Genomic DNA, 12,959 nt, shown 5'->3' with positions numbered 1-12,959 from the left:
ACTATAAATCACCACTGATGAGCCAGACACTTCCGGAGCATTGAGAATAGTCATTCTCGTATTCTGTCTGTGGTATTTGAATACCCGGATAATGTCCTTTGCTATCCGGAAGTGCAGTGGCCCGGCAATAATTTTGCGTGAGAACAGATCAATAACCACGTTGGTTATTTACAGGTAATGGTGTCCTGTGCAATAAGTATTATATCTGAGCTAAAAATATATTCCATGAAGGATAAACATTAATAAATCCTACGCCCGTAGTCCATGGCATACAGCAATCATCATCCTGTCTCATATCATTGCTGGTTCCTTCTGGCTAAGATCGCTGTCGAGTTTCAATTTATCCCGGTGTTGAGCGACGTCTGTTTTATTTTATTGTGGGCGCGAGTAGCACCAAAATAACCTCTCATCAGCATCTAAGGCTACGTTTATGAATAAGAGTGTTTCTACGTATTATAATGAAAATGACGATGTCTACGCTTCCGTTGATTTAGCGAACTCGTTGCCCGCCTCAGTATTTCCTGAAAATGAGCGCAACGCCCGAAATGTCTTCAATGCTATTCGCGATGAATTAATGCTTGACGGTAATTCCCGGCAAAACCTGGCGACTTTTTGTCAGACCTGGGTGGATGATGAGATCAGGGAATTAATGGATCTCTCCATCGAAAAAAACATGATTGATAAAGATGAGTATCCGCAGACTGCCGAAATTGAAGCTCGCTGCGTCAGAATGCTTGCCGATCTCTGGCATTCCCCATCCCCGGAAACGACCCTCGGCTGTTCGACAATTGGCTCCTCCGAAGCTGCCATGCTGGGCGGACTGGCACTGAAATGGCAATGGCGAAAAAAACGTGCGATGCAGGGGCTGGCGACGGACAAACCTAATCTGGTATGTGGACCGGTACAGATCTGCTGGCACAAGTTTGCCCGTTATTTTGATGTAGAACTGCGCGAGATTCCGCTGGAAGGCGATCGTCTGATCATGAGCCCGGAAGAGGTGCTTAAGCGCGTGGATGAAAACACCATTGGTGTGATGCCAACCCTCGGTGTGACCTTTACCTGCCAGTACGAGCCGGTTAAAGCAGTCAGCGATGCGCTGGACAAATTGCAACAGGAAACCGGACTGGATATTCCAATGCATATTGACGGCGCAAGCGGAGGATTTCTGGCACCGTTCTGCGCCCCGGAGCTGGAGTGGGATTTCCGTTTACCGCGCGTGAAATCTATTAACGCCTCGGGCCATAAGTTTGGCCTCGCCCCTCTTGGCGCAGGGTGGGTTATCTGGCGCGAAGCGGCAGACCTGCCGCAAGAGCTGATTTTCAATGTGAACTATCTGGGCGGCAACATGCCTACCTTCGCCCTTAACTTTTCACGTCCTGGCGGCCAGATTGTTGCGCAGTACTACAACTTTTTGCGTCTGGGCCGCGAGGGATACACCAAAATACACCAGGCCTGCTATAACACGGCGCAGTTCCTGGCCACTGAGATCGGCAAGCTTGGTCCGTTCGAGATCCTGTTTGACGGCGATAGCCATAAAGGCATTCCGGCCCTGGCCTGGACGTTGAAAAAGGACGGTAATATTGGTGGGTATACCCTCTACGATCTGGCCGACAGGCTGCGCTCACGCGGCTGGCAGGTCCCTGCGTATTCAATGCCCGCGCATCGCGAAGATTTAGTCATTCAGCGTATTCTGGTGCGTCACGGCGTAAGCTATGACCTGGCCTGTCTGCTGCTCAACGACATTAAGCGTGCGCTTGATTACTTTAACCAGCACCCCGTGACTCATTCCCTGACCGAAGCGGAAGCCAGCGGTTTTAACCACGCCTGATATTAACGACGGGGCGTCCGCCCCGTCATCTGAACGAATAATTTACTAAGAAGAACATACTTTCTTCAGGAGACTATTATGGCGAGCTCACAGGCCAGCGCCGCGCCAAAGCAATTAACACTTTTTGGTTTTTTTGCCATTACAGCCTCAATGGTGATGGCCGTTTATGAATATCCGACTTTTGCCACCTCCGGCTTTTCACTCATATTTTTCTTGCTGTTAGGCGGACTGCTCTGGTTTATTCCAGTAGGTTTGTGCGCGGCCGAAATGGCCACCGTCGAAGGCTGGCAGGAAGGTGGGGTATTTACCTGGGTGTCGAAGACGCTGGGGGAAAAATGGGGATTTGCCGCCATTTCGTTCGGGTATTTGCAAATAGCGATTGGTTTTATTCCCATGCTCTATTTTGTGCTGGGCGCGCTCTCCTATATTTTGCAATGGCCGGCGTTGAACCACGATCCGCTGGTCAAAACGGTGGCCGGATTAGTGATCTTATGGGGGCTGGCGTTTACCCAGTTTGGCGGCACGAAATATACTGCGCGTATCGCTAAAGTCGGTTTCTTCGCCGGGATCTTATTACCGGCGGCAATTCTGGTGATCCTTGCCATCTGCTATCTGCATATGGGTGGCACAGTAGCCATTAAAATGGATGCGGCGACCTTCTTCCCGGATTTCACCCAGATAGGTACCCTGGTAGTTTCCGTAGCCTTTATCCTCAGTTACATGGGGGTGGAAGCATCAGCTACCCACGTTAACGAGATGAAAAACCCGGGCCGTGATTATCCCCTGGCGATGCTGCTGCTGATGGTGGCGGCGATTGCTCTCAGCTCGGTGGGAGGGCTTTCGATTGCAGCCGTTATCCCGGTAGCGCAAATCAACCTGTCGGCAGGCGTGATGCAGACCTTTACGGTGTTAATAAACCATCTGGGAACCGGCTTAGGCTGGGCGGTGCGCATCATCGCCGCGCTGTTGCTCCTTGGCGTACTGGCAGAGATTTCTGCGTGGATCGTTGGGCCATCTCGCGGCATGCTGGTGACCGCGCAGAAAGGTATTCTCTCTGCCCGTTTCGCGAAGATGAACAAAAACGGCGTACCGGTAGTGCTGGTAATTTCCCAACTGGTGATCACGTCTATAGCGCTGATCGTGCTGACCAATACAGGGGGCGGGAATAACATGTCATTCCTGATCGCCCTGGCGCTCACCGTGGTGATTTACCTTTGCAGCTACTTTATGCTTTTCACCGGGTACATCCAGCTGGTGCGTAAGCAGCCGGAAAAGCGCCGCACCTTTAATATTCCGGGGGGAAATGCGGTGAAAATTACGGTAGCTGTAGTAGGGCTGCTGACCTCCGCGCTGGCCTTTGTCGTTTCTTTCTTCCCACCTGTCGGGCTGCCTGGCGGTGAGGCGAATGAGATCTATTCAGGATTACTGGTGGTCTCCTTCCTGGTGGTGTTGTCGATTCCTTTTATCATCTACGGTCTGCATGATAAACGGCAAAAAGCGACCTGTCTGAAACTGAAGCCGCTGACCGTGGAGTCTGCTCCGGTGGGCCATTTCTGTATCCATCCGCGGGGAGCTGAGACCCACCATGTGATCGTGAATGGTAAAAAACTAAGCTAGCCCTACAGCACGCCTCCCGGCCATCCGGGAGGCGTATGCCGTAACGTATTTATCTACTGGAGATAGCATGATGGAAAGCACTTAACTGATTTTAATATCATCCATGTTAAGTTCTTCCTCTTCATGATCGTTATTGATAATAACATCGCGTGGCACATCTTTTTTGATGACGGCATAAACCGTGGCCGTAACCAGTATATTAACCAGCAATGCCATAATGCCCGCCATAGGGTTTGACATAGTTGGGAGCATAAAAATGCCACCAAATGGCACAGTTGCATCGGCACCATAGACCATGGTGATCGCGCCACCGCACGCGCCGCCAATGGCAGCAGCAGTAATACCGCGAACAATATCATTCATCACTATTGGAATAGATCCTTCAACGATATTTACCACGCCCATGGGTACCGCTGATTTTAACATTTCAATTTCTTCGTTATTATAAATATTCTTGCGAAGAAGTTTGGCGATAAAAAAGGCAAGGCCAAAACCGACAGGCGTTGCAGTATTTACCAACTGTAATGCAGTAATTGGCTCATTTATGCCCTGGGCCTGAAGTGTTAAGACAAATGCAAAGCACGTTTTATTGATCGGCCCGCCGAAGTCAATGATACACAGCGCGCCAATAACAGCGCCTAATACCAGGTTAGATGAGGTCCCCATATTTCTCAGGAAAGATGTCAGGACTTCTGTAAACACGCCAATAGGTTTACCCACGATATAGACCATAATCAGGGCGCTGATGATAGAGGCAAAAAAGGGCACAATTAATGTTGGCATCAGGCCCCTGGCCCAGGCCGGAACTCTGACATTTTTTATTATGGCCAGCGCGATATACCCGGAAATATAGCCCCCGATCATGCCGCCGATGAAACCTGCCCCAATGGCATTCGCGGCCAGACCGGTAACAAAACCGGGCGCAATACCAGGCTTGCCCGCGATCGAGCCGGAAATTCCGATGGCAATCACTACAGGCAAAAGGCCTAGAGCTTTAGCCCCCATCGTTGCCAGGGCCTGCCACACATCAAACTGCCCCGGCACCAGGGTATCCAGTACCGTACCGCCAGCCGCCAAACCGATAGCAATGATAAACCCGGCACCGCAAACAACCGGGATCAGGAATGAAATAGCCGTTAACAGATGCCCTTTAGGGTTCGCGGCTTTCCATACTTCTTTCATATTCATACGTTACGCCCTTCACTTTATACAGGATACGCACAGATAAAAGTTATGAATTGACCAATTCGCTCAGCTTCTCAATGAGCTTATTAGGGGATTTAACCGCCATTTCGGTAGGAACCCTGACGACTTTTTTCCCGGCAAATCGTTCTTCTCCGGAAACGTTGACATCAGCGGCTAATAAAACGATATCGGCCTGGGCAATTTCCTCGGCGGTTAATGCGTTCTCAATACCGATAGTCCCCTGAGTTTCAATTTTTACATTATGTCCGGCTTTCTTTGCGGCTATTTCAATTTTCTTTTGTGCGATATAGGTGTGGGCAATGCCGACGGTACAGGCAGTAATTCCGACGATGTTCATGATTTTTCCTGTTATTTAATTTTTTTGCCAGATAGTGGCAGCGGAAATGAATAGATTAAGCGTTAGCGCCTTCAGCGTTAAACAGTTCAATGACTTTTTGCGGATCGTTTTCTTGCAATAATTTAGCGATGATATCTTCATCAGCCAGTGAACCTGAAACGTGCGATAATAAACGAATATGCGCATCATTCTGATCGACTAAACAAACAGCAAATAAAATAATGCAGCGAACATCGCTACCGTCCATGGTTTCCCAGGGAATTTCATATTGGGTTCGTCCAATGGCCAGCGATGTCCTGACCACGCCTGAGGATTTGCCATGCGGGATTGCAATATGATTTTCAAATCCTGTTGAGCCTTGTGCCTCGCGTAGCCAGACATCTCTGAGGAAATCATCTTTATTACTAATAGAACCGTCCTGGACTAATAAATCCGTTAATTCTTCAACTGCTTCTTCTTTGCTTTTAGCCATCAAGTTTAATTTGATGTTTTTTACATTAAGTACATTTGAAATATCCATGACTCACCTTCGTTAATATAGGCGGAAATTGAGTAATGCAGCATAAATTGCTTACTTGAGGCGTGGCGAGCCGACATAACCAACGCCAGTTATAACAGGGTTACAGCGCGCTCAAGCGTAAAATTAACAGCGAAGGCAAAGAGACAGACCGGTTAAATAGACTCTTTATCCTGCACTGCGTTTAATTCGACTGAGCGCGCTGCAATTTTCAGGCAGCGACTTCGCGCTGATAAATGTCAATCATCTTATCCCAGGCATTGCTGACGTCTTCTGCCAGTGAGAACAGACCGGAAGTGCCGACAATGAACACATCAACACCGGATTGAGAGATGATGTTGAAGGTTTTCTCATTACAGGAGCCGTCAATCTCGGTCAGGTAGTGATAACCATTTTCTTCACGCATCTTAATCAACTGTTTGATTTTGTTAAGCGATTCCGGGATGAATTTCTGTCCGGCATAGCCTGGATCGACTGACATTACCGTCACTTTATCCAGCAGATGCGCATACTCTTTAATCGCGTCTGCCGGGGTTGCCGGGTTCAGCACGACGCCACAGCGGCGTCCGGCATCTTTAATTTGATTGAGCAGACGGAAAATTTTGTTATTCGCCGTCTCCGGATGGAAACTAATGATATCGGCCCCGGCATCAATGCACATTGGAATAATATCTTCCGGGTGATTCACCATCAAATGTACGTCAATTGGCACATCAGTAATTTTCTTCAGATTTTCGATAAAGAACGGCGACAGCGTAATATTTTTTACATAGCTACCGTCCATAATATCGACGTGATAAAAGTCGGCCCGACCGTTCATTGCTGTAATCTGCTCTCTGAACTGCGTTAAGTCCATGCACATCAATGAGGGCGAAAATTTAGCCGCCATACTCTACCTCCAGAAGGATCAATTAGTTAAAGAGGGCTACTACGTGGCCAAGTAAAATACCTACTACGCCGAAGTCCGCATCGCCAAAGGTGGTGGAGACAAAGCCCAAATCCCCCATTAGCGGCAGTAAAATAGCCGGTAAGAACGAAATCAGCAGACCCTGAGCGAAAGCGCCAATGATGGCACCGCGCCGACCTCCGCAGATATTGCCGTAAACGCCTGCCGTCGCGCCGCAGAAGAAGTGCGGCACCAGCCCGGGAACGATGACGCTTAAGCCAAACAACGGGCACAGGAACATACTCAGCAAACCCGCGGCAAAGCTCGACAGGAAGCCGACGATGACCGCGTTAGGGGCGAACGGAAAGACGGTAGGGCAGTCCAGCGCCGGTTTGGCATCTTTAACCAGTTTGTCAGCGATGCCTTTAAAAGCCGGAACAATTTCAGCGATAATCATGCGTACGCCTGCGAGGATTATCCATACGCCTGCTGCGAAGGTTAACGACTGGATAATCGCGAAGATAATAAAGTTCTGACCGCCGCTGACGCTGGTTTCTACAAACGTTTTACCTGCCACTAAGACCAGAATCACAAACAGGATCATCATCGTTAGTGAAATAGCGACCGAAGAGTCTCGCAGAAAGTTTAGCGATTTTGGCACCTTCAATTCTTCGATTGAGGGGCTACCTTTACCGACAGCTTTTCCTACCAGCGCCGCCAGCAGATAGCCGATTGAGCCAAAGTGGCCGAGCGCCAGGTCATTCGTACCGGTAATCTTGCGGGTAAACGGCTGTAAAATGGCCGGAGATACCACCATCATAATGCCGAGGATCACCGCGCCTATCAGCACTACCCAGAACGGCGACAGACCGCCGACGGAGAGGATCACGGCCAGCATCGCTGACATATACAGTGTGTGGTGCCCGGTCAGAAAGATGTACTTCAGCGGGGTAATGCGGGCCAGTACGATGTTAAACAGCATCCCCAGCACCATTATCATCGCCGTCGCCGTGCCGTAGTTTTTCTGCGCGAGCGCCGCCATGGCGTCAGTATTGGGCACCACGCCCTGAATATGGAATGACTGCTCAAACAGCTGACTGAAGGTGGTTAACGTTGTGGCAACAATCGCCGCCCCGGATGTTAATATCACAAAACCCATAATAGTCTTAAGGGTTCCGGAAATAACATCGGAGAATGCTTTTTTCTGCAATAATAAGCCGATCATGGAAAAAAGACCGACCAGAATTGCTGGTGTACCCAACACATCATGAATTATAAACTGCAGCATAGGCTGACTCCGTAGGGCCGCAAATAATTAATCAAAGATTCTCTGAAAGAATTTCTTTAATTTTATTGTTATCCAGCAGATTTGATAAACCAAATACCTTCGCAGAATGGCTGGACAGGTGTTCAGCGATGTCATTGGCGCTAAGAATAATATCAGCCGTTTCGCTTTTCGCTGATGTGAGGTCAGTATGGGAAACATCTGCTTCTATATTAAGCTCGTTAAGGATTTTTTTTACATTCATCTCAACAATAAAGCTGCTGCCTAAGCCGTTGCCGCAAACAATCAGGATCTTTTTCATCTTCATCTCACTATCAGTTTATAACATGTTGAATTTCTTCAAGTGATGCTGCTTTCAGCAGGGCTGAAAGTCGGGCGTCATCACTAAAAATCTCTGCCAGGGCCGTGATCATATTGATGTGCTCATCGCCCGAAAGCGCACACAGCATAATAACGACATAAATCGGGTCATTCTCTTGCGCATTAAAAGAGACCCCATTCTTAATATGTAAAAGCGACAGCCCGTTTTTAATGGCACCTTGTTCAGGGCGTGCATGTGGCATTGCCAGTCCTGGCGCTAAAACATAGTAGGGACCAATTTCATGATGGCTGTTAAAAATGGCCTGAATATATTCTTCGGTGATTGACCCTGCTGCCAGTAAGGGCTGGGCCGATAACGTGATCGCCTGTTTCCAGTCGTTGACCGAATCGACAATCTGGATATTTTCCGCAGGTAGCCAGGTCATCATCATAAATACCCCGATAGCATTGAAGTGGACTTACTATAGTAGAATATCTTTACGCCTTACCGTGATCTAACTCGCAAAGTTAGCGCTAACACAGCATAAATGTTAAAATCCTTGTTACCGCTAACTTTAACAACCTTTCTTATTACTACTTTGCAGTTGAGCAATGCGCAAAAGACCAAACATCCTTTACAATGGTTATCCGGACAGACTGGAGGAGGACATCCGTGCAAACATTTGATACGGACGATGGCGCGAGAGAAAAACGCAGAAAAAACACCGGTAAAATTACGCTCGCCGAAGTTGCAAAACTGGTCGGCGTTAGCACGATGACCGTATCGCGCGCGTTACGTATGCCTGAAAAAGTGAATCCCGAACTGCGCAGCCGCATCGAAGCGGCGGTCAGTGAGTTGGGATATATACCCAATCTCCAGGCGCGAAGTCTGGCTTCAGCCGATTCCCGTTTGATTATGGGCGTTGTCTCGTCCTTCTCATCACCCGGTTTTCTTGCCGTGTCAGAAACGCTGCAAACTGTTCTTTCGACCCAGGGCTATAGCATGATGTTTATTGAGTCCGGCCAGGGGGGACAGAGTGAGGAGAACGCGTTTCAGCAAATGCTGGCTTATAATCCGGCGGCAATTGTGCAGTTTAATATTGATAACATCAGTAGCTGTTCACAAATGTTACTCAATACGGGTATGCCGGTGGTTGAAATTGGCGCGATCAATCGCGATGCCGGCTGGGTAAGTATCGGCGTAGATTATGCCGCCGGGGTAAAAAAGCTGGTTAATTCTCTGGCACAAAGCGGCTACAGAAATATCGGTTTATTGTGCACGGCCTCCAACAATATTCTGTTTCGTCAGGTTCTCAACGGCTGGAACAGCGCGATGCTGTCGCTTAACCATTCTCCTCATCGCGTGGTGACATCGCACCTTCCGTCCGGCATCACGACGGGCTTTAATCTGCTGGGCGATATCCGCATTACCTGGCCTGAGCTGGATGCGTTAATTTGTACTTCAGACGAAATGGCGTGCGGCTGCATTATGGCCTGCCACAATACCGGAGTCAGTGTCCCTGAAAACCTGGCGCTGGCAAGCCTGAGCGGGGGCAATCTTGCGGCAGTGTGTTCGCCTGCGCTGACCGCAGTTGAATTTCCGTGGAGTGAAACCGGAACCCGCGCCGGAAAAACGTTGCTTGATCTGCTGGCGGACAAATCGACAGAGCAGGCTATCGAACTGCCCTCGACATTAAAAATTCGTGCCAGCACCAAAAAGCCGTAATGTTGCGACAGGGTTCCTGATTTACATCGCATTCCTCTTTACGTTCTTCTGGTCGTGATACCTTTCAGGTTGCTGAGTTGACGCCGGACGCGGCGTTATTTATTAATGAATTTTTTGCATAAGTGAAATCACATTTCCCGCACTAATCGGGCATCGCTTTTTATCCTAGAATGATGATTCTTATCGTCTGGAGGTGCTCACAGTGGAATTTTCTGTACTCAGCAACAACCTCAAAATGCCCATGGCAGGTTTCGGTGTTTTTCAGGTAACGAATAAAGAAGAGTGTAAGCAGTCGGTCCTGAATGCTATTCGTGCAGGTTATCGTCTTATTGATACCGCCGCCGTTTACGGTAATGAAGATGCCGTTGGTGAGGCCGTTCGCGAAGCGATCGCTGAAGGTTTGTGTACCCGTGAGGCGTTATTTATTACCTCAAAGTTATGGGTACAGGATATGGCAAACTACGATACGGCCAGGGCGGGTATTCGCGCGTCGCTACAAAAATCGGGTCTGGAATACTTCGATCTCTACTTATTGCACCAGGCGATGCGCGATTATTTCAGCGCATGGCGTGCATTAGAAGATGCTTACGACGAAGGAAAACTGAAGGCGATTGGCGTGTCTAATTTCTACGCCCACGTGCTGACCAACTTCTGTGAGACCGTCAGAATCAAGCCAATGGTCAATCAGATCGAGCTGCATCCTTATTTTTCGCAGCCCGCGGCGCTGGAAACCATGAAGTACTACAATGTACAACCTGAAGCATGGGCGCCGTTAGGCGGTGGAAGGCATAAGCCATTTGAAGATAAGGTGCTTCTGGAAATCGCCGATGCCCACCACAAATCCGTCTCGCAGGTCATATTGCGCTGGAATATACAGCGGGGCGTTACGGTCATCCCGAAATCGACTCATCAGCAGCGTATAGTGGAAAATATCGCCATCTGGGATTTCTCGTTAACCGACAGCGAAATGGACAAGATTAGCTCGCTGGATTCAGGCTATGTCGGCGAAGCCGTAAAACATTTCAATCCTGAATTTGTCCGTCACTGCCTTGGCGTAAAAATTCACGACTAGTCTTCGGGCGATATTGCACCAGAAGCCGTCATCATGACTTGCCCACACCCGAACACTTATCCGATCCGTCACGGGTCATCAAGAGGTACTTATGAAAACAATGGGTTATGCAGCACACAATTCCGATGGAAAATTAGTCCCTTATCACTTTGAACGCCGTGAACTTCGTGAAAATGACATCGCTATGGAAATTCTTTACTGCGGTGTCTGCCACTCGGATTTGCATACCGTGAAGGGCGACTGGGGCGCGCAGCCTTATCCCTTAATTCCGGGTCACGAAATTGTCGGCGTCATCACCTCCGTGGGCCAGGGCGTCAAAAAATATCAGGTCGGCGATCGCGTTGCCGTCGGCTGTATGGTGGACAGCTGTATGCACTGTGACCAGTGCGAACACGGCGAGGAGCAATACTGTCGTAACGGCATGACGCCCACTTACGGCGCGCCGGATCGGATCACTGGTGAAATCACCCAGGGCGGCTATTCGAGACATATTGTTGTGCGCGAAGAGTTCGTACTGAAGATCCCGGCAAATATGGATCTGGCAAAAACGGCACCGATTCTCTGCGCGGGGATCACTACCTTTTCGCCGTTACGTGCCTGGAACGTGGGACCCGGAAGTCGGGTAGGTGTAATAGGATTAGGCGGATTAGGCCATATGGCGGTGAAGCTGGCCGTGGCGATGGGGGCCGACGTCACTGTGATCAGCCGCAATAATAATAAGGATGATGAAGCGAAAGCGCTTGGCGCGAAGGGGATCCTGGCGTCCTCCGACGAGCAGGCGTTAAACGCCGCAGCTTGCGCATTCGATCTGATTATTGATACCGCCCCCGTCAAGCACGACCTGAATATTTATACTCCGCTGCTGGACGTTGATGGCTCACTGGTCATTGTCGGCCAGGTTGGCCCGATGGCGGAACCGTCGACTATTCCTTTGATTATGGGACGTCGCCGGATCGCCGGTTCGCTAATCGGCGGTATTGCTGAAACCCAGGAAGTGCTGGATTTCTGTGCCGCGCATAATATCTACCCCGAATGCGAAATGATTAATATTGACCAGATAAATGACGCGTTCACCCGTCTCGAAAAAGGGGATATGGCGCATCGATTTGTGATTGATATGGCTTCCCTGAAGGTTGATGCAGCCGATAAATAATGTGCTGGCTTAGATGGTGAATAAAGGCGGTAATGATACACCGGGAATGGCTGACTCTATTCCCGGTTTATATAGCCCGGTCGCCGCTGGCAACACCGGCGTAAGCGTCAGAACGGCTCTGATAAATCATTGCGATGCGCTAAACAACCGTCGGCCAATCTCCGCAATAACCGCATCTGCTGTTTTCATCGACGCCGTAGTCTGTGTGATGTAAATCGCCACATAAAACGGCGGTTTTTGCGGGGGATATACCGCGGCGATGATGGCGCGCGAGCCGTAGCCGCCTGCACCGGTTTTATCAGCGATGGCCCAGCCTTCAGGTAACGTTGAACGTAGCAGCGCGTCGGCAACGTTATCTTCCCGCATCCAGTTATCGAGCGTGGCCCTGTCGGTTTGGGTCAGGACGTCCGATGCTAAAAGCAGACGCAGCGAACGGACAATATGGTGCGGCGTGGTTGTGTCGCGTACATCGCCGGGCGTTGCCATGTTTAGCGTTGGCTCGGTGCGATCGAGTCGGGTGACGTTATCATCAAGGCTGCGCATAAATTGCGTCACCGCCGCCGGGCCGCCGAGCCAGGTCAGTAGACGGTTTGCCGCCGTGTTATCGCTATAGCTGACCGCCGCAGAGCAAAGTTTGCGTAGTGAAATGGTTTCAGGCGGCAAGTAATTTTTAGCGATCGGCGAGTAGTCCAGTAATTCAGTCGGCTGAAGAGAAACGCGCTCTTCCAGCGAACCGTGCTTTTTGTGCAGCTGGTCGAGGAGGGCCGCACACGTCAGCACTTTAAAGGTACTGGTAAGGGGAAAACGTTCGTTCTCGCGCCAGCCAAACCCCGGCGTCCCCTGCGCATCCACTACCGCCATACCTATCCGGGCGTTCAGTTGGCTTTCCTGCTGCTGAAGATACCCCGTTAGCGCAGAAGAGGCTGCCTGGGCCGGGGAAAGCCAGGTCAGCAGAATAAAAAACGCGGCGGCAATACGTTTCATGGCAATGATTTCAGGTGAGTAATAAACAGGATGGATCATAGCTTACCC

The 12,959-nt window shown here is 49.8% G+C and carries 13 protein-coding genes; 5 read left to right on the top strand and 8 right to left on the bottom strand.

The window, feature by feature from the left end; genetic code table 11:
* Nucleotides 1-430: 430 nt before the first annotated feature.
* A complete protein-coding gene (locus tag AC791_RS01245) occupies nt 431-1,828 on the top strand; it encodes a glutamate decarboxylase (RefSeq protein WP_049838672.1) in 1,398 nt (465 codons plus the stop codon).
* Nucleotides 1,829-1,906: 78 nt separating this feature from the next.
* Nucleotides 1,907-3,445, top strand: a complete 1,539-nt coding sequence (gene gadC, locus AC791_RS01240; RefSeq protein WP_049838671.1) for a glutamate:gamma-aminobutyrate antiporter — start codon at nt 1,907-1,909, stop codon at nt 3,443-3,445.
* Between the two features lie 81 nt (nt 3,446-3,526).
* Here the strand turns inward: gadC and AC791_RS01235 are convergent, their stop codons facing one another.
* The 7 genes from AC791_RS01235 to AC791_RS01205 form a co-directional block, all read right to left on the bottom strand.
* Entirely contained in the window at nt 3,527-4,633 is a 1,107-nt protein-coding gene (locus tag AC791_RS01235; RefSeq protein WP_049838670.1) for a PTS fructose transporter subunit IIC, read from the bottom strand.
* A gap of 43 nt (nt 4,634-4,676) precedes the next feature.
* Complete coding sequence (locus AC791_RS01230) at nt 4,677-4,988, bottom strand: PTS fructose transporter subunit IIB (protein ID WP_049838669.1); 312 nt, start codon at nt 4,986-4,988, stop codon at nt 4,677-4,679.
* Nucleotides 4,989-5,043: 55 nt separating this feature from the next.
* Nucleotides 5,044-5,508 carry a PTS sugar transporter subunit IIA gene (locus AC791_RS01225; protein WP_049838668.1) on the bottom strand — a complete coding sequence of 155 codons (465 nt, stop codon included), beginning with the start codon at nt 5,506-5,508 and terminating at the stop codon, nt 5,044-5,046.
* Nucleotides 5,509-5,716: 208 nt separating this feature from the next.
* A complete protein-coding gene (gene alsE, locus AC791_RS01220; RefSeq protein ID WP_049838667.1) occupies nt 5,717-6,394 on the bottom strand; it encodes a D-allulose 6-phosphate 3-epimerase in 678 nt (225 codons plus the stop codon).
* A 22-nt stretch (nt 6,395-6,416) separates the two neighbouring features.
* Nucleotides 6,417-7,679: a PTS ascorbate transporter subunit IIC gene (locus AC791_RS01215; protein ID WP_049838666.1), complete on the bottom strand. Its 1,263-nt coding sequence runs from the start codon at nt 7,677-7,679 to the stop codon at nt 6,417-6,419.
* 31 nt (nt 7,680-7,710) lie between these two features.
* On the bottom strand, nt 7,711-7,977 hold the full coding sequence (locus tag AC791_RS01210; protein ID WP_049838665.1) for a PTS sugar transporter subunit IIB: 267 nt from the start codon (nt 7,975-7,977) through the stop codon (nt 7,711-7,713).
* Between the two features lie 13 nt (nt 7,978-7,990).
* Nucleotides 7,991-8,428, bottom strand: coding sequence for a PTS sugar transporter subunit IIA (locus AC791_RS01205; RefSeq protein ID WP_049838664.1), 438 nt, complete (start codon nt 8,426-8,428; stop codon nt 7,991-7,993).
* Between the two features lie 221 nt (nt 8,429-8,649).
* On the opposite strand from AC791_RS01205, the gene AC791_RS01200 reads away from it, so the two are divergent.
* From AC791_RS01200 to AC791_RS01190, 3 genes are all read left to right on the top strand, one after another.
* On the top strand, nt 8,650-9,702 hold the full coding sequence (locus AC791_RS01200) for a LacI family DNA-binding transcriptional regulator (RefSeq protein ID WP_077264585.1): 1,053 nt from the start codon (nt 8,650-8,652) through the stop codon (nt 9,700-9,702).
* 202 nt (nt 9,703-9,904) lie between these two features.
* On the top strand, nt 9,905-10,774 hold the full coding sequence (locus AC791_RS01195) for an aldo/keto reductase (protein WP_049838662.1): 870 nt from the start codon (nt 9,905-9,907) through the stop codon (nt 10,772-10,774).
* Between the two features lie 91 nt (nt 10,775-10,865).
* A complete protein-coding gene (locus AC791_RS01190; protein ID WP_049838661.1) occupies nt 10,866-11,927 on the top strand; it encodes an NAD(P)-dependent alcohol dehydrogenase in 1,062 nt (353 codons plus the stop codon).
* Between the two features lie 126 nt (nt 11,928-12,053).
* Here AC791_RS01190 and bla read toward each other — a convergent pair whose 3' ends face one another.
* A complete protein-coding gene (bla, locus tag AC791_RS01185) occupies nt 12,054-12,911 on the bottom strand; it encodes a class A beta-lactamase (RefSeq protein WP_049839045.1) in 858 nt (285 codons plus the stop codon).
* Nucleotides 12,912-12,959 lie beyond the last annotated feature (48 nt).

Origin of the sequence: Klebsiella sp. RIT-PI-d, assembly GCF_001187865.1 — a bacterium.
Classification (GTDB): Bacteria; Pseudomonadota; Gammaproteobacteria; order Enterobacterales; family Enterobacteriaceae; genus Superficieibacter.
The sequence above is the reverse complement of the archived record's forward strand: the minus strand, read 5'-3'. Positions and strand labels throughout refer to the sequence as shown.

Excerpts from the sequence above, each read along its gene's own strand:
- AC791_RS01230 (WP_049838669.1), bottom strand. The coding sequence starts at position 4,988 with ATGAACATCGTCGGAATTACTGCCTGTACCGTCGGCATTGCCCACACC.
- gadC (WP_049838671.1), top strand. The coding sequence starts at position 1,907 with ATGGCGAGCTCACAGGCCAGCGCCGCGCCAAAGCAATTAACACTTTTT.
- AC791_RS01245 (WP_049838672.1), top strand. The coding sequence starts at position 431 with ATGAATAAGAGTGTTTCTACGTATTATAATGAAAATGACGATGTCTAC.
- AC791_RS01190 (WP_049838661.1), top strand. The coding sequence starts at position 10,866 with ATGAAAACAATGGGTTATGCAGCACACAATTCCGATGGAAAATTAGTC.
- AC791_RS01215 (WP_049838666.1), bottom strand. The coding sequence starts at position 7,679 with ATGCTGCAGTTTATAATTCATGATGTGTTGGGTACACCAGCAATTCTG.
- AC791_RS01205 (WP_049838664.1), bottom strand. The coding sequence starts at position 8,428 with ATGATGATGACCTGGCTACCTGCGGAAAATATCCAGATTGTCGATTCG.
- AC791_RS01235 (WP_049838670.1), bottom strand. The coding sequence starts at position 4,633 with ATGAATATGAAAGAAGTATGGAAAGCCGCGAACCCTAAAGGGCATCTG.
- alsE (WP_049838667.1), bottom strand. The coding sequence starts at position 6,394 with ATGGCGGCTAAATTTTCGCCCTCATTGATGTGCATGGACTTAACGCAG.
- bla (WP_049839045.1), bottom strand. The coding sequence starts at position 12,911 with ATGAAACGTATTGCCGCCGCGTTTTTTATTCTGCTGACCTGGCTTTCC.
- AC791_RS01210 (WP_049838665.1), bottom strand. The coding sequence starts at position 7,977 with ATGAAAAAGATCCTGATTGTTTGCGGCAACGGCTTAGGCAGCAGCTTT.
- AC791_RS01225 (WP_049838668.1), bottom strand. The coding sequence starts at position 5,508 with ATGGATATTTCAAATGTACTTAATGTAAAAAACATCAAATTAAACTTG.